This window comes from Frigoribacterium sp. Leaf44, from assembly GCF_001421865.1.
In the GTDB taxonomy this organism is placed as follows: domain Bacteria; phylum Actinomycetota; class Actinomycetes; order Actinomycetales; family Microbacteriaceae; genus Frigoribacterium.
In genome coordinates, this window is the sequence record NZ_LMLG01000007.1 from 138,470 (window position 1) to 154,340 (window position 15,871).

Sequence of the window (15,871 nt, forward strand, 5' to 3'; positions counted from 1 at the left end):
CGCTGTTCCGCCTCTCGGTGGGGCTCATCGCCGACCACGACATCGAGCAGAACGCCGAGCTGCGCAAGCTGCTGAACACCATCGACACGCTCGTCATCGACGAGGTCTCGATGGTCAACGCCGACCTGATGGACGCCATCGACCGCTCGCTGCGCCAGGCCCGGCAGCGCAAGCACGAGCCGTTCGGCGGCGTGCAGGTCGTGCTGTTCGGCGACCCGTACCAGCTGCCGCCGGTGCCGGGCGACGCCGAAGAGCGCGAGTACTTCCGCGACAACTACCGCTCGATGTGGTTCTTCGACGCCAAGGTCTGGGCCGAGGCGAGTCTGCGCATCTACGAGCTGGCCTTCATCCACCGCCAGACCGAGGGCGACTTCAAAGAGATGCTCAACGCCGTGCGGCACGGTCGGGTCACGGCCGAGATCGCCGGTGCGCTGAACGGCGCCGGGGCCCGCCCCGTGCCGAGCGACGGCGGGGCCATCACCCTGGCCACGCGCAACGACACGGTCAACCGCATCAACAAGGTCGAGCTCGATCGCCTGTCGGGCAAGGTGATGACCGCCAAGGCCGAGGTCAGCGGCGAGTTCGGTGGGCGGGCCTACCCGGCCGACGAGGCCCTCGAGCTCAAGGTCGGGGCCCGGGTGATGTTCCTCCGCAACGACTCCGAGCAACGGTGGGTCAACGGCACCACGGGCGTCGTCACCCGGGTGCGCGACACCGTCTTCGTCGAGGTCGACGGCGAGGTGCACGAGGTGCAGCCCGTCGTGTGGGAGAAGCACAAGTACTCGTACTCGGCGACCACCAAGCAGCTCAAGAAAGACGTCGTGGCCGAGTTCACGCAGTTCCCGCTGCGTCTCGCCTGGGCCGTCACGATCCACAAGTCCCAGGGCAAGACCTACGACCGGGCCATCGTCGACCTCGGCTCGCGGGTGTTCAGCGCGGGGCAGACCTACGTCGCCCTCAGCCGCATCACCTCGCTCGAGGGGCTGTACCTCTCGCGCCCGCTGCGGCCGGCCGACATCATCGTCGACCTCGACGTGCGGCGCTTCATGAGCGAGGCGTCGCGCGTACCGGCCATCAAGGCAGCCGCCGACGCCGGCGTGGGCGACGGCACGGCGACCGCCGCCACGGGCTGACCGCCCGGTACGACCAGGCATCGGCCCGGTGGCTCGGCCTGTCGGCCCGATGGCTCGGCCCGTCGGCCCGTTGGCCCGTCGGCCTGTCCGCCCGTCCGCCCGTCGGCCCGTCGGCCCGTTGGCCTGTCGGCGATCGGCTAGGCCGCGGCCTTCGCGGCGGCGAGGTCGGTGAACAGCTCGGTGCTGAAACGGTACGCGGCGCAGACCTCGTCGAGCACGTGCTCGCGCTCGTCGGCCGACCAGGCCACGGCATCGAGCTGGCGACGGTAGGTCGTCTTGAACGACTTCGGCTCGGCGATCTCGGCGAAAAGGAAGAACCCGACGCCGTTCGTGTCGAACCCGAACCGGCGCTGCAGGATGCTGCGGATCAGGTGCCCGCCGGACAGGTCGCCGAGGCAGCGCGTGTAGTGGTGCGCGATGAAGCCGCCGGCCCAGGTCGACGCCTGCTCGATGCGGTCGACGTACGCACGGGTGGTCGGCAGCGGCGAGATGCGGGACCGCCAGCCGTCACCCAGCAGGAACGCCAGGTCGGCCTCGATGGCCGGCAACCGGGTCAGCCCCGGGGCGAGGAACGGAGCCACGACCGGGTCGCCCGACCACCGCACGGCGGCGTCCTCGAGGGCGGCGTAGACGAAGTAGTGCTGGGCGAGCAGCTGCACGTAGTCGTCCCGCGTGCCCCGGCCGATCAGCAGGTCGGTCATGAACGAGCAGCCGACGTCGGCGGGGACCCGCTCGGCCGTGCGCTCGCGCACCGCCTCGGAGAAGGGGATGACGACGGTCATGGTGCGCACCTCCTGGGTCACCTGGGTTAGGTGACCCTAACCCTAGCCAGGGAGGCGCGGTGCCGGTAGCCCCCGGGGCCGATCTCGGCAGACGTGCAGCCGGCCCGCAGCCCGTCGAGAGGTGCGGCGCACCGCGGCGCGGGTCAGCGGCGGCGGCGCTCGGCCCCCACGGCGGTGGCGAGCAGCAACAGGCCGCCGACCAGGTGCGTGATGTTGTCGCCGAGGTTGAACGCCAGGAAGTTGACGTCGGTGCCCTCGAGGAAGAAGCCGACGACGCCGAAGATGACGAAGATCAGGCCGATCCAGGTGTTGATGTAGCGGGCGCTGGCCCGCGAGGACGCCCCCGCGATGATCAGGGCAGCGCCGGCCAGCACCCAGACGACGACCAGCGCGGGGTTGAGGTTCCAGACGAACCAGAGCGAGGCGCCCTGCGTGGAGAAGAACGTGCCCATGTCCTCGACGAGGAACCCGATGGCGCCGAGCAGGAGGAACACCGTGCCGACGAACAGCCCGGCCCCGCGGTTGGGCGACTCGCGGATCGTCGGCTCGTAGGGGGCCGGGGTCGCGGTCGTCGTGGTGCCGTGGGTGCTGCTCATGGTGAAGGTGCCTCTCGTCAGGTGGGTCAGCGTCCAGTATGCCCGCCACCCGCGGCGGGCCGTCCGACCCGGACGGGCGGGGGGCTGGCAAGATCGACCCCATGACCCCGACGCCCCTCCGCCTGGTCGTGGCGATCAACCCCGGCGCCTCCGCCGGCGGCCGGAAGCACCTCGCCGACGGGGTGCTCGCCGGGCTCCGCGGTGCCGGCCACACGGTCGTGCCGCTCACCGAGTCGAGCTACGACGGCCTCGTGGCCGCCGCCCGTCGCGAGCTCGACCCGGACCACGGCGAACGACCCGACGCACTGATCGTCGTCGGCGGCGACGGCATGGTGAACCTCGGGGCCAACCTCGTCGCGGGCACCGACGTGCCGCTGGGACTGGTGCCGACGGGCACCGGCAACGACACGGCCCGGGCCTTCGGGCTGCCCCACGACGACGCCGAGGCCGCCACGCGCCTCCTGGTCCGGCTGCTCGAGGGCGAGCCCACCACGATCGACGCCGGACGCGTGCTGCAGGCCGACGGCCGGGCCACCTGGTTCGCGTGCATGGTCTCGGCCGGCTTCGACGCCGTCGTGAACGAGCGGGCCAACCGGCTGAGCTGGCCGAAGGGGCGCCGACGCTACGACGTCGCGCTCGCCATCGAGCTGGTGCGCCTGCCGCGCATCTCGTACCGCCTCGAGCTCGACGGGGTCGCCTCGACCGTCGAGGGCACCCTGATCTCGGTCGGCAACGGCCAGTCGCTCGGCGGCGGCATGAAGGTCACGCCCGACGCCGTGCTCGACGACGGACTGCTCGACGTGCTCGTGGTCGAGCGGCTGACGCGCTGGCAGTTCGTGCGGCTGTTCCCGAGCGTGTTCCGGGGAACCCACCTGAGCCACCCGAACGTGACGGTGCACCGCGTGCGTCGTGCGGTGATCGAGGCCGACGGGGTCGCCGCCTACGCCGACGGCGAGCGCGTCGGGCCGCTGCCCGTCACGGTCGAGGTCGTCCCCGGCGCCCTGCGCGTCTACGCCGCCATCGGTCGCTGACCGTCGGCACGAGCCGAGGAGGCGCGCTCGGCGGCGAGACGACCACACGCCCCGGGCGCCCACGGCCTCAGCCGCGGTGCAGCGTCTCGCGGGGGTACTCGCCGAACCGCTGCTGGTACGCGGCCGAGAACCGACCGAGGTGGGCGAAGGCCCAGTGCCGGGCCACGTCGGCGACGGTCGTGGCGTTCGGGGCGGCCGCCCGCAGCGCGTCGTGCACGCGCTCGAGGCGGATCTCGCGGAGGTAGGCCGTGGGCGTGGTGTCGAGGTGACGACTGAACGCCTGTTGCAGCCCCCGGGCGGTGAGCCCCGCCTCCCGGGCGATGTCCACGGCCGAGATCGGCAGGTGGGCGCTGGCGTGCATGTACTCCACGGCGAGGCGGAGGCTCGCGTTGCGCGGAGCCAGCAGCGCCGCGGGCATCTGGGTCGAGGTGTGGGCGAAGGTGTCGAGCAGGGCCACCGCGCCCATCCGGGCCATCTCGGTGCGCATCAGGTCGCTCGGTTCACGGGAGCCGAGGTAGGCGCGTCCGATCAGACGGACCGTGGCGTGCCAGGCCTGCACCGCGGCGGACGAGACGGGGGCGGCGTGGTCGAAGCGGAGCGTGCCGGGCATGATGCCGTGGCGCTCGGCCGCGACCTCGTCGACGACCGACTTCGAGAGGTGCAACAGGCTCTGGTTGACGTCCTCGGTCGTGAACTCGAACTCGCGCCCCTCGGGGAAGAGGATCGGTCGCCCGACGGCGCCGGCCACCTCGTCGCGACCGTTGTCGACGGTCGATCGTCCGTCGAGCAACCAGTGCACGACGTGCTCGTCTCCGGCGGCTGCCTGCCCGTCGACGCGGCCCATGAACATCGTGGACCGCAGGGTCATCGCGCCGTCGCCGACGATCGTGTGGCGGAACGCGAAGGGGGCCTCGGTCGGGGCGACGTGGAAGTCGCGACCGTTGTACCCGGCGCTCAGGATGTCGACGGCCTCGTCCAGGTCACGACCACGCGCGTCGAAGCGGATCTTGTCGTCCTGGGCAGCCATCTCAGCGAATTGTTGCACGCACTCCAAAGTTCGTACCAGTCGACCCGAGGGGGGTTGACAGCGACTGCCGCGCCGTCTAGTGAGCTCCCTTTCCTGCCGACACCCGCACCCGCACGCGCACTCGCACCCGCACTCGCACCCGCACCCGCCCCCGCACGCGGCGGCAACTCCTGACCGGTGCCGCGACGCACGCACCAGCATCCCTCGCTCCCGCGCGATCCGCTGCGGGAGGCAGGACTTCTCGACGAGGGGTCGACCCGGTCGCTCCCGTCGGCGACTTCAGCCTTGGCCAGGAGCCGCGGGGTCGAGGCGCACCTCAGACGTTCTCGGCACCCGGGGCAGGGGTGCCGGTCACCCGGGCGACGCGTCGGACCTTAGCCCGGGCTCGGGCGACGCATCCTCCCGAACGGCGTCGCCGAGCCGTCCTTCAACACCCGCGGACGACGGCTCGACCCGAGGCCCGCGTCGTCGACACGCTCGTGGACCATGACAACGATCGCCGAACTCGTCTCAGCGGCTGGAGGACTCCTCCACAAACACGACCTGGTCGCCCTGGGCGCCACCGACCGACACCTGACCGTCGCGGTCCGTTCACGCACGGTCAGCAGACCCCGGCGTGGGTGGTACTCCACCTGGGAGCGTGGAGATCCCCGATACGTCGCGGTCGCCGTGGGTGGTCGACTCACCGGCGCATCCGCGTTGCACCAGCTGGGAGCATGGACGTGGGCCCGTCCGCCGGTCACGGTGTCGGTACCCGTGACGGCCTCGCGGCTGCGACGGCGGCGTGGAGTCCGAGTCGTGTGGGACCCACTCGAACTCTCTGATCGGGGTTCGACCTGGGCCGTCGACCCTCGTGACGCCCTGGCTCGGGCAGTCGTCGAGACCCGATCGTTCGAGGATGCGGTCATCCTCGTCGACTGGGCCAGACGGGCCGGCATCGTCGACGGCGACGACGACGCAGCCGAGGTGCTGTCCCGGAGACGTGCCGACGCTGCCGGCCTCGTCGCGTGGAGCGATCCGGGCGCCGAGAGCATCCTCGAGAGCGCGGCGGGCACGAGGTTGCGACGGGCAGGGCATCACGTCACCCGCCAGGTGCCTGTTTCCGGCACCTCGAAGATCATCGACATGGTCGTCGACGGGGTCGTCGGCCTCGAGACCGATGGACGAGCGCACCACGAGACACGTTTCGACAAGGACCGACTCAAGGACGCCGACATCGCCCGCGACGGTCTGATCCCGTTCCGGGCGGGGACGGTGATGGTGAAAGACAGGTGGGGCGTGACGGTCAGCGCGATCAGGGCTCTGATACGGACGGCGGGCGGTCCGCGACCCGTCGCGGGTGTCGGGAACTCCTCACTGCCGCGAGTGCTCGGGCCGAGAGGACGCAGGGCGTGGCGGCTCGCTCGACCTCGGCGACACACGGGTCAGGAGTTGCCAGCTGCGGCAGGCTGACGAGACGAGACGAGGCGGGGCGAGGGGGCGAGGGGGCGAGGCGGCGACCGTGGGGATGGGACAGGTGGCCGCCGCACAGAGCTCGCGCCGGGACGGGGCTGGAGGGAACGGCGGCGCGACCGGGCAGGCTCGCGCCGGCGAGCGGACTCGCAGCGGGCGGGCCTACCGTCGGACGCATGACCCTCGACGACATCACACTGACCACGATCCGCGGCGAGTCCACCACGTTCGGCGCCTACGCCGACAAGGTCGTGATGGTCGTGAACGTGGCCTCACGCTGCGGCCTCGCCCCTCAGTACGAGAAGCTCGAGGCGCTGCAGAAGCAGTACGGCGAGCAGGGCTTCACGGTGCTGGGGTTCCCCAGCAACCAGTTCTTCCAGGAGCTCTCGAGCGGCGAGGCCATCGAGGAGTACTGCTCGGCGACCTGGGGCGTGACCTTCCCGATGATGGAGAAGGTCAAGGTCAACGGTCGCGGTGAGCACCCGCTCTACACCGAGCTCAAGAAGGCCACCGACGCCGACGGCAAGGCCGGCCGCGTCAAGTGGAACTTCGAGAAGTTCGTGATCACGCCCGGCGGCGCCGTGCACCGCTTCCGTCCGACGACCGAGCCCGACGCCCCCGAGGTCGTCGCGGTCATCGAGGAGGCGCTGGCCGGCTGACCGGGCGGCCGCGGTCGGTCAGCGGCCGGCCGCGTACCGGGCCTGGACGGCCGAGGCGGTCTGGGCCGAGTTGTTGTAGATCGTCGTGCCGTCGACCGAGCCGACGAAGAAGCCGTTCGTGGGAGCCGAGGGCAGGCCGCCGAGCGGGGCGTAGCCCACGCGCCAGTAACCGGCGGCCGTCTGCACGGTCTTGTTCGTGGTGTCGGTCACGACCGCGACACCGTCGACGTAGATGACCGTGCTCGTGCCCGAGAGGGTGGCGACCACGTGGTGCCAGGCGCCGTCGTTGTACGAGGCCGGGGTCGTCGTGGCCTTGGTCGTGCTCGAGGTGGGGCGCACGCCGAGGGCGATCTTGCCTGCCGTGGTCAGGTAGAGCGCACGGTCGGCGGTCGTGTTCGTGCCGGTCTGCGCGGCGGTGAACGCGGCCAGGGTCCCTCCGGCGGCGCTGGTCGTGCGGAACCAGGTCTCGATCGTGAACGCGCTCTGACCGGTGAGGTTGACCGCCGTCGTGACCTGGCCGGTGCCGTCGAGCTGCAGGTAGGGGCTCTGGTTGGTGGCGCACGAACCGGCGACGAACGTCGCCCCGCCGCTCAGGGTGCCCACACGGGCGAACGAGCTGCCGTCGGCCGTGGTCGTGCCCGACGTCTCGTTGTACGGGAAGCCGTACGAGGTCTGCGAGTTGTAGGTGTCCTGCAGGCAGTCGTAGTTCCCGGCACCGAAGCTCGACGTCGGGTTCGCCGTGGGCGCGGCGAACGCCGCGTGCGCGCCGCCCGAGACGACGAGGGTGAGTGCGAGACCGCCACCGATCGCTGCCAGGCCGATCGCGCCTCCTGCGGTCCGGAGGCGACGGAGGCGCCGCTCGCGTCGGCGCTGCACGCGGCGGCCGGCGGGGACGGTCACCCGCGGCGACGCGGGGCGTTCGTCACGGTCGTCACGCAGCAGGTACCGGTCGTTGCGGCTGAGCAGGACGACGAGGATCAGCAGTCCGCCGGTGACCAGCAGGTGGCCGTACTGGTGACCCGCGGCCCAGACGAAGGGCGTTCCGACGTAGGGAACGCGCAGGAAGCCGACGCCGATGACGGCGCTGCGGTCGATCGGCGTCGAGTCGACGCTCGGGTTGGCGTCGCCCTTGGTGACGATCTGCCCGGCCTGGCCGTTGTCGTGGTAACGGTGCAGCCGCAGGTGCCCGGCCTGGTCGGGGTCGTCGAAGAGGAGGACCTGACCGCGGTGCACGTCGGACGCCGCCACGGGCTTCGCGACGACGACGTCGCCGGGGTGGATGCGGGGCTCCATCGAGCCGGTCATCACGGTGGTCGGGCTCCAGCCGAGGGCGGCGGGGGCGGCCGCGTAGACCATCAGGCCGAGCAGCGAGTACAACACGACGCGTGACGCGGTGCCGAGGGCCAGGCGCGTCCAGTCGAGCCACGAACGAGAGGCGCCCAGGGGCACGGTGATCGAGGCCGCGGCTGCGGCGGCGGGCCGTAGCTTCAGGTCGATCGTGCTCATGGGTGCCTCTGCTCGGGGGATGCTGATGATGCGGTGTCGGGCCGCCTGGTGCGGTGGTGCGGTGGTGCGATGCTGCTGCGGTGTCGCCGTGACGCGGGGGTCAGCCGCGGGACGGGCCTCAGCTGTTCTGGGCCTCCCAGGTGAGGCCGAGGCTCGCGGTGCCGCCCTGGGTCGTGTTGGGGGCGGTGTTCGAGACGGTGTAGGTCACCTGGTAGGTGCGGGTCTCGGACGCGGTGCCGGTGGGGGCCCAGGTGCCGACGCCGTTGGAGTAGTTGGTGTAGCTGGTGCCGAAGGCGGCCAGCGTGCCGCTGTAGAGGCTCGAGCCCGACGAGAGCGGGGTGAAGCCGGTGCACGAGCCGAAGCCGCCGCCGGTGCCCTGCACGACGCTCAGCGTGATGTTGGACGCGAGGTTGTTGGTCGTGGCGGCGCCCGTGCCGTAGAGCTTGACGGCCGAGGCGAGCGAACCGGTGCTGGTGACGGCGATGCAGTTGCTGCCGGTCTGGCCGGGCTTGAGGTTGGTGGCCGTGAAGAGCGCGGTGTTGCTGTCGTCGTCGGTCAGGGCGACGGTGCCGGCGGTCCAGTTGCTGGTGGGGTTGACCGTGGTCGACGAGAAGGCCGAGTACGACGCCGTCGAGACGACGATGCCCGAGGCGACGAGGGCGGCGGGGATGGCGATCCAGGCGGCGATGCGGGCGATGCGGGGCGTGGGACGGGACATGGTGTGCTCCAGGGCGAGAGGGTGGAAGAGGGGGATGTCGGGGGCCACCCCGGCGAGGTGGTTCAGGGGCTTCGCCGGTGAGAAGCTCACCTCCCGAACCGTTCTGGTTTCGAGTGGTCGTTGTTCTCAAGTGGTACGACAATCAAATTACTTGGACCTTGAGAGGCACGCAAGGCGAACCATGTCCCCAGTGGTGGGGGTGTCACGATCGTCGAGATTCTTGTTGACTGAGCCGGTGCCATGGACGGCACCCCACACGCGTCACGGAGGACCCTCTTGCTCGTCTCCCCACCCCGGGCCGACCCCGGCCTCACCCCCGAGCCCGGCCTCGCACCGAGCCCCGGCCTCGCCCCCGACCCCGGCCTCGCCCCCGGCGACCTCGGCCGCCTGCTCGACTCGTTCCGCCTGCTGATGCTGAACCACTCGCGCGTGCTCGACCACCAGGGCGACCTCTTCGGCCTGGGCGACACCGACATCCGGTTCCTCTTCTACGTGTGGGCCACCGGCGACCTGGTCACCCCCAAGCGCGCGGCCGAGCACCTCGACCTGTCGTCGGGTGCGATGACCAACCTCGTCGACCGTCTCGTCGACGCCGGGCACCTCGACCGGCGGCGCAACCCCGACGACCGCCGCAGCGTCATCGTCAGCCGCACGCCGCGCGGCGTGGAGGTCACCACCGCCATCGCGAGCGCCTACGCCGCCGCGTTCGCCGAGGTCGTGCCGGCGTCGCGACACGGCGCCCTCGCCGACACGCTGCTCGACCTCGGCCGGGCGTTCGACCGGCACGGCGTCGGCGCCGTCGACGCACCTCACGCCGCCGCCTGACCGGCCTCGGCCGCGGCGCCGGGCGCCAGAACGGGCGAGTCCGTGACGGACGGGCGAGCGCGACGGCCCGTCGACGACGAACTCGCCCGCACTGGCCACAGGTCGCGGCCGCGGCCGCGGCCTACGGGATGAGGCGGCGCAGCCGTGCGGCGTCGGCCAGGTCGGCCCGGAAGCGGTCGAGCGTCGACAGCGTGTAGAGCCCGTCGATCTGCTGGTCGACCCAGAGCTGGTGGATGCGCTTGAGGTCGGCCTGGCGGCTCTTCCAGCCGATGCCGTCGATCACGGCCATGACGGTCTGTCGCGGCAGCCGGACGTCGGCCATCTCCTCGATCTCGCGCACGGCGTCGGTCAGCTTCGAGCCGGTCGAGTCGAACCCCTTCGCGGCGACCACGATCGCGGGCTCCTCCGCCGAGGGGATCACGAGGTCGCACGGCGCCGTGCGGTTCGCCCGACCGGTGAACCGCGTCCGCGTGCCGCAGGCGAGTCCGAGGTCGCGGGCGATGGCCTCGATCTCGTCCTCGAGCCTCCGCCCCGACACCCCGGCCCGGATCGCCGACGCCCGCGTGCCGGCCCGGGCCGACAGCAGGTCGCCGAAGTCGTACGTGCGGTGCCGCTGCGACGCGACGAGGCGCACGAGCTCGAACTCGTCGTCGAGGTGGGCGACCAGCTCGTCGGCCCGCCCCCGCGCGAGCGTCAGCCAGCTCGGGGTGTCGAAGGCGTGCCGCAGCGAGTTGCGCAGCTTCTCCTGCGACAGCCCGACGGCCAGGCCGAGGGCGGGCACCCACGCCGGGTGCTGCCGGGTCCATTCGGCCAGGTGGTCGCGGTCGACGACGGGCAGCTCGCCGAGGCTCGCCGCGGCCCGGCCGAGGTCGGTCGCCGCCGCCGAGGGGGCCGTCGGGTCGACGTGCGGGGTCATGCGGCCGAGCGACGCCACGTACTCGTCGAAGGTGGGGATCGTCACGGTCAGTCCCTCCCGACGAACACGTACTCGGTGGCCGCCGTGCGGGTCGCCGTGCGGTGCGTGCCGAAGCTGTAGGTGTGGTCGACCACGCGCACCTCGACGTGCGGCTTGACCGTGCGCATCAGCTGCTCGATGCGCTCGCGGCTCGGCACGGCGTTCGACGAGTACGACAGCACGAGCGCCCCCGCGTCGGAGAACTGCTCGAAGGTGCGCACGAGGGCGTCGTCGACCGTCCGCGGGTAGGCGAACGGCGTGAACAGCTTGGCGATCTTCTTGGTCTTGGTCTCGGTCATGATCGTCTGCCCCCGCCAGTACACGGCGAGCCCCTGCAGGAAGTGGTACCGCTTCATGTAGTCGGCGTCGTCCCGAGGAGGCGCGTAGGGCGGATCGAGGTACACCAGGTCGGCGGGCGGTCGCCTCAGGTCGGCCACGTCGCCCTCGACGGCCTCGTGCGCGAGGCCGTCGTCGAACACGGTCGCGCCGTAGGCCCGGACGGCCGCCCGGAACTGCTCGGCCATGGTCATCCGTAGGTCGCGGCGCCCGTCGTCGTACCGCGCGCCCGTGAAGGTGAAGACGCCCCGGGGCTGCTTGCGCGCCGCGGCGAGCACGAGGCCGGCGATCGCCAGGTCGCGCTCGGCGCCGTCGAGCCGGTCGACGTGCGACCAGGCCGAGTCGAGGAACGCCCGGTCGTCGGCCGAGAAGAACACGCCGTCGAAGGTGCGGCGCACGACGTCACGATCGTCGGCGGGCGGGCCGCAGATCTCGTCGACGAGGTCGTCCGACAGCGTCGTCGACCCGTTGACGACGGAGGCGCGGGCGATGACCGCGGGGAAGGCCAGGAAGTCGTTGCTCACGACCCGGCGACCCTCCGCCTTCATCAGGTACGAGACGATGCCCGACCCGCTGAAGGCGTCGATCGCGGTCGCGGGCCGCACCGCGCCTCCTTCGCCTTCGGGGGCGTCGGCCGACACGGGCGCGACGCTCGAGAAGACGTCGTGCAGCACGGGCAGCAGCGCGTACTTCGAGCCCATGTAGCGCAGGCGGGGGAAGGCCGCGACGCGGGCGGGCACGGCGGCAGCCACGGGAGCGGCTGCCTCGCTCGCGACGGAGGGCACGAGCTCGACGGTCACCGGGCAAGTCTGCCGCACCCTCGCCCCGAGGCCTCCGAATGCGGCATCACCGGTCCCTGGAGCAAGTCGTACCATTTCCGGTATGACGACGTCGATCGACGTCACGATCCTCAGGAGGTCGTCATGGCCATCACCGCGAGCGAAGCACGACGCGAGCTGTTCCCCCTGATCCAGAAGGTGAACGACGACCGCGCACCGGTCGAGATCACGTCCAAGGGTGGCCGCGCCGTGCTCATGTCGGGTGACGACTACGACGCGTGGCAAGAGACGGCATACCTCTTCCGATCGCCTGCGAACGCGCAGCGCCTCCTGGCGGCCGCAGCCGAGGCAGAGGGCGGGGCGACCTCGGAACACGAGCTGGACCGTCGGTGAGGCTCGTCTGGACCAGCTACGGCTGGGCCGACCACGTGCACCGGCAGACCGCCGATCGCGCACTCGTGAAGCGGATCAACCGGCTGATCGACGACGCGCTCCGCGACCCCACCTCGGGCATCGGCAAGCCCGAGCGACTCAAGTACGGCATCGCCGACACGTTCTCGCGACGCATCACCGACGAGCACCGGCTCGTCTACAAGGTCGACCGCGACGATCTCGTGATCTTGCAGGCCCGCTACCACTACGACGAGTAGGGCACCCGCTCAGCGGTCGGACGGGCTCCGGGTGCGGGAGTCGAGGTCGACGCGCTCGGCGTGCGGGACGCTGCCGGTGGTCGTGCCGGCGATCCGCAGGCTCTCTTGTCGCAGCTCGAGCTGGGCGACGACGAGCGCCGCGAGGTCGGCGAGGTTGGCGACCTGCTCGTCGCTGGCCGTGCCCGGCTCGCGACCGATCACCGAGAGGGTGCCGATCGTGTGGCCGTCGCGCCGGGTGAGGGGCACGCTGACGTAGAACCGCATGCCGAGCGGACCGGTGACCAGCGGGCTCGACGCCACACGACGGTCGGTGGCGGCATCTTCGATGACCAGCGGTTCGGACGAGTGGACGGCCCCGAGCGAGAGGTCGATGTGCCGGGCGATGTCGCCCACGGCCGGGTCGTAGTGGGTCGTGAACCACGTGCGGTCGTCGTCGATGACGGTCGCCAGGGCGATGGGCGCCGAGAACAGGCGGGCCGCCATGGCGGTGACGCGGTCGAGCGCCTCGTTGGGCAGGGTGTCGAGCACCTCGCTGTGGTCGAACGGCTCGGTGTCGCCCCCGCGCATCGAGCCGTCGCCGGTCGACAGGTCGCCCACGGCGTCGCGGTGCTCGGTCGTCTCGGTGATGACCACGTCGCGCATCATCGCGACGAGCTCGGCCCGCGTCGGCCGTTGCGCGGGATCGCGGCTGGTCATGGCGCGCAGGGCGTGCCGCCAGTGCTCGGGCAGGGGCTCGGGCAGCACCGGGTCGCGCGACAGCCGGGCGACGGCGGACTCGACGAGCGATCCCGGGAACTCGCGCCGGCGGGTGAAGCACTGCAGCAGCACGAGGCCGAGGCTGTAGACGTCGCTCGGGGGGCCGACCTCGCCACCCACGGCCTGCTCGGGGCTGAGGTACGCGGCGGTGCCGGTGGTGACCCCCTCGGCGGTGAGTCGTTCGACGTCCTCGGTGAGGGCGATGCCGAAGTCGGCGAGCTTGGCCCGGGCACGGGCGGCCTCGTGGTCGCCGTAGTCGACGAGCAGGATGTTCGACGGCTTGATGTCGCGGTGCACGACCGAGTGGCCGTGGATGTAGTCGAGCGCCTCGGCCATGTCGTAGCCGATCTCGGCGATGTGCCGCGCGGCGAGCGCTCCGTGCCGCAGACGGTCTTCGAGGTTGAGCCCGGCGATCAGCGGCATCACGAGGAATCGCTGGGGACCGTTCGGCCCCTGCTCGACCCCCGCGTCGAAGAGACCGACGAGGCCGTGGTGCTCGAGGCTCGACAGCACGCCGAGCTCGGCTTCTTGTCGGGCCGGGTCGACCATCGCACTGTGGAAGACCTTGATCGCGACGGTGCGGTTGAGGCTCTCGTCGACGGCCTTGTAGACGGTCGCCATGCCACCCCGGCCCACGACGGACTGCAGGCGGTAGCGCTCGGCGAGGACGCGATCGAGCGCGTCGTCCTGCTGTGGCGCGGCCATCGCCTCCCCCTTGTGACTGGTGTGGGGTCCATCCTGTCGCATGCGGGGCCCCGAGGTGACGATGGCGCGGGTGACGATCGCATCACGACGGGGTCACGAGCACGACCCGTCGCCACGGGACGAGCCCTGCGGACCTTGCGATGCCCTGGGAGAAGGGCGTCGTCGGGAAGGCATCGAGCGGGCCGCCGGTTGAGTTGCTCATGACAACCTACGGAATCATCGGAGCAGGCAACATCGGCAGCCAGGTCGCCCGGGCGCTCATCGCCCACGGGCACGACGTCGTGATCAGCAACTCGCGCGGGCCCGAGACCCTCGCCGACCTCGTGGCCGACCTCGGCCCGAAGGCCCGGGCCGCCACGGCGACCGAGGCCGGTACGGCAGGCGACGTGGTCGTCGTCACCGTCCCCCTCAAGAACGTCGACCAGGTGCCGGTCGAGCCCCTCGCCGGCAAGACCGTGATCGACACGAACAACTACTACTTCGAGCGCGACGGTCACATCACCGCGCTCGACGAGGGCACCGACACGACCGCCGAGATGCTGCAGCGCCACCTGCCGACCAGCACGGTCGTCAAGGGCTTCAACCACATCCCGGCCGCCGACATCACGACCGACACCGCCCCGGCCGGCACCCCCGACCGCCGCGCCCTGGCCACGTCGAGCGATTCGCCCGAGGCCGTCGCCCTGATGACCGACCTCTACGACGAGCTCGGCTTCGACACCGTCGACGTCAGCCCGCTGTCCGAGAGCTGGCGCGTCGAGCGCGACCGTCCGGCCTACGTCGTGCGCCAGACGAAGGACGAGCTCGTCGCCAACCTCGCGAAGGCGAACCGGGTGCCGCAGGCCTCCTGACCCGGCCGGGCGGTGACGCCGCCCGACGAACGCGACCCGCGCCTCCTGCAGGAGGCGCGGGTCGCGTCGTTCGTGCAGGTGCCGGTCAGAGCACCCAGCAGCGGTAGGCCGAACCGGTCACGGCGCGCTCGCTGGTCACGAGCGAGGTCGTGTAGGTCTGCGTGAACGTGTCGACCGCGGGCAGGTCGACGACCTTCCACCCGACCACCGCGCGGTTCTCGTTCAGCGCCTGCACCGCGCAGCCGACGTCCGTGCCGCCCGCGACGTTGATCGTGTACTGCACCTGGACGGCGTCGTCGCCCGCGACGGTGAAGCCGTAGTGGCTCACCTCGAGCTCGGCCGAGTCGCCGTCGAACGCGACGAGCACGACCCAGGCCGCCACCACGACGGCCACGACGGCACCCGCGACGAGGGCGACCAGTCGCGATCGACGGGTCCGGCCCGGCCGCCGGCCGTACCGACTGTCGAGCCGTGAGGCCGGATCGGCGCGCGCCGGGTCGAGGGTCTGCATGGCGTCAAGGGTAGGAGGCGCCGGCTCGGAACCGCATGGACGTCGCGTCCCTGCGGGGTCAGGCCGCGTCGGCCTCGAAGAGCATCGACAGGTCGATGGGTTCGGTGGGGGCGAGTTCGACGTACGTCAGGTCGTCGTTCACAGGAAGAGCCCGTTGCTGAGGAAGAGGGCGGCGACGAGGCTGGCGCTCGCCCCGACGGCCGCCGTGGCGATGACGAACAGCGTCGCCTGGCGTTCGGTCTCGCGGATCTCGGAGAAGGGGCTGCTGCCCGTGTCGGTGCGGCGACGCGACGGCGTGAGGAGTGTCATGGTGTGTCCGTTCTCGGCAGCCCTGTGCTGCCTGCCCGTGATGCTGGTCCTGAGGGGGCCACGACTGGGTCGCGGCCCGCACCGCCCGTGAAGTCGGTACACACGAATGAAACCATGGGGTAGTTAGTCCATCTAGCTACTCGACGAGGCTGTTCGCATTGCGGACAGCGCGTGGCTCCTGCAGCCCCTCGTTCAGCCCCTCGGTCGCCCCTCCCGGCCCGGAATCCAGCCGATTCGCACCGACCCTCCCCCAACGGGGGCCTGTCCTCCTTTGGGGGGACCGGCAGACT

17 protein-coding genes are annotated in these 15,871 nt (G+C 71.4%); 7 read left to right on the top strand and 10 right to left on the bottom strand.

Annotation, left to right across the window (positions count from 1 at the left end):
• Positions 1-1,133: ATP-dependent RecD-like DNA helicase (locus ASE87_RS14840; RefSeq protein WP_200925490.1), on the top strand; the 1,133-nt coding region annotated here is incomplete at its 5' end.
• Positions 1,134-1,270: 137 nt separating this feature from the next.
• On the opposite strand, the gene ASE87_RS14845 is transcribed toward ASE87_RS14840, so the two are convergent.
• Positions 1,271-1,915: a heme oxygenase (biliverdin-producing) gene (locus tag ASE87_RS14845; RefSeq protein WP_056230109.1), complete on the bottom strand. Its 645-nt coding sequence runs from the start codon at positions 1,913-1,915 to the stop codon at positions 1,271-1,273.
• A 143-nt stretch (positions 1,916-2,058) separates the two neighbouring features.
• A complete protein-coding gene (locus tag ASE87_RS14850; protein WP_082060070.1) occupies positions 2,059-2,511 on the bottom strand; it encodes a DUF4383 domain-containing protein in 453 nt (150 codons plus the stop codon).
• 101 nt (positions 2,512-2,612) lie between these two features.
• On the opposite strand from ASE87_RS14850, the gene ASE87_RS14855 reads away from it, so the two are divergent.
• Positions 2,613-3,542 carry a diacylglycerol kinase family protein gene (locus tag ASE87_RS14855; protein WP_056229947.1) on the top strand — a complete coding sequence of 310 codons (930 nt, stop codon included), beginning with the start codon at positions 2,613-2,615 and terminating at the stop codon, positions 3,540-3,542.
• 67 nt (positions 3,543-3,609) lie between these two features.
• Here ASE87_RS14855 and ASE87_RS14860 read toward each other — a convergent pair whose 3' ends face one another.
• On the bottom strand, positions 3,610-4,569 hold the full coding sequence (locus ASE87_RS14860; RefSeq protein WP_056229950.1) for a helix-turn-helix transcriptional regulator: 960 nt from the start codon (positions 4,567-4,569) through the stop codon (positions 3,610-3,612).
• Positions 4,570-6,197: 1,628 nt separating this feature from the next.
• Here ASE87_RS14860 and ASE87_RS14870 point away from each other — a divergent pair.
• Positions 6,198-6,680, top strand: a complete 483-nt coding sequence (locus ASE87_RS14870; protein ID WP_056049801.1) for a glutathione peroxidase — start codon at positions 6,198-6,200, stop codon at positions 6,678-6,680.
• Positions 6,681-6,698: 18 nt separating this feature from the next.
• On the opposite strand, the gene ASE87_RS14875 is transcribed toward ASE87_RS14870, so the two are convergent.
• Together ASE87_RS14875 and ASE87_RS14880 are read right to left on the bottom strand one after the other, a co-directional pair.
• Positions 6,699-8,186 (bottom strand): signal peptidase I, encoded by a 1,488-nt coding sequence (locus ASE87_RS14875; RefSeq protein ID WP_056229955.1) that lies wholly within the window; start codon positions 8,184-8,186, stop codon positions 6,699-6,701.
• Between the two features lie 118 nt (positions 8,187-8,304).
• Positions 8,305-8,994 (bottom strand): hypothetical protein, encoded by a 690-nt coding sequence (locus ASE87_RS14880; protein WP_235472360.1) that lies wholly within the window; start codon positions 8,992-8,994, stop codon positions 8,305-8,307.
• A 186-nt stretch (positions 8,995-9,180) separates the two neighbouring features.
• Between ASE87_RS14880 and ASE87_RS14885 the strand changes: the two genes are divergently transcribed.
• Positions 9,181-9,729, top strand: a complete 549-nt coding sequence (locus ASE87_RS14885; protein ID WP_056229958.1) for a MarR family winged helix-turn-helix transcriptional regulator — start codon at positions 9,181-9,183, stop codon at positions 9,727-9,729.
• A 121-nt stretch (positions 9,730-9,850) separates the two neighbouring features.
• On the opposite strand, the gene ASE87_RS14890 is transcribed toward ASE87_RS14885, so the two are convergent.
• Entirely contained in the window at positions 9,851-10,690 is an 840-nt protein-coding gene (locus ASE87_RS14890) for a hypothetical protein (protein ID WP_231567108.1), read from the bottom strand.
• Positions 10,691-10,692: 2 nt separating this feature from the next.
• Entirely contained in the window at positions 10,693-11,820 is a 1,128-nt protein-coding gene (locus ASE87_RS14895; RefSeq protein WP_235472362.1) for a DNA adenine methylase, read from the bottom strand.
• Between the two features lie 123 nt (positions 11,821-11,943).
• On the opposite strand from ASE87_RS14895, the gene ASE87_RS14900 reads away from it, so the two are divergent.
• Together ASE87_RS14900 and ASE87_RS14905 are read left to right on the top strand one after the other, a co-directional pair.
• Entirely contained in the window at positions 11,944-12,192 is a 249-nt protein-coding gene (locus ASE87_RS14900; protein ID WP_056229964.1) for a type II toxin-antitoxin system Phd/YefM family antitoxin, read from the top strand.
• Positions 12,189-12,449, top strand: a complete 261-nt coding sequence (locus ASE87_RS14905) for a Txe/YoeB family addiction module toxin (RefSeq protein WP_056229967.1) — start codon at positions 12,189-12,191, stop codon at positions 12,447-12,449. The genes ASE87_RS14900 and ASE87_RS14905 overlap by 4 nt, the downstream gene beginning before the upstream one ends.
• 9 nt (positions 12,450-12,458) lie before the next feature.
• Here the strand turns inward: ASE87_RS14905 and ASE87_RS15900 are convergent, their stop codons facing one another.
• Positions 12,459-13,910 (bottom strand): GAF domain-containing serine/threonine-protein kinase, encoded by a 1,452-nt coding sequence (locus ASE87_RS15900; protein WP_043595563.1) that lies wholly within the window; start codon positions 13,908-13,910, stop codon positions 12,459-12,461.
• Positions 13,911-14,110: 200 nt separating this feature from the next.
• Between ASE87_RS15900 and ASE87_RS14915 the strand changes: the two genes are divergently transcribed.
• Complete coding sequence (locus ASE87_RS14915) at positions 14,111-14,761, top strand: NADPH-dependent F420 reductase (RefSeq protein WP_056230111.1); 651 nt, start codon at positions 14,111-14,113, stop codon at positions 14,759-14,761.
• An 85-nt stretch (positions 14,762-14,846) separates the two neighbouring features.
• Here the strand turns inward: ASE87_RS14915 and ASE87_RS14920 are convergent, their stop codons facing one another.
• On the bottom strand, positions 14,847-15,272 hold the full coding sequence (locus ASE87_RS14920) for a DUF4307 domain-containing protein (protein ID WP_056229971.1): 426 nt from the start codon (positions 15,270-15,272) through the stop codon (positions 14,847-14,849).
• Between the two features lie 138 nt (positions 15,273-15,410).
• Positions 15,411-15,581, bottom strand: coding sequence for a hypothetical protein (locus ASE87_RS16225; RefSeq protein ID WP_157489933.1), 171 nt, complete (start codon positions 15,579-15,581; stop codon positions 15,411-15,413).
• Positions 15,582-15,871 lie beyond the last annotated feature (290 nt).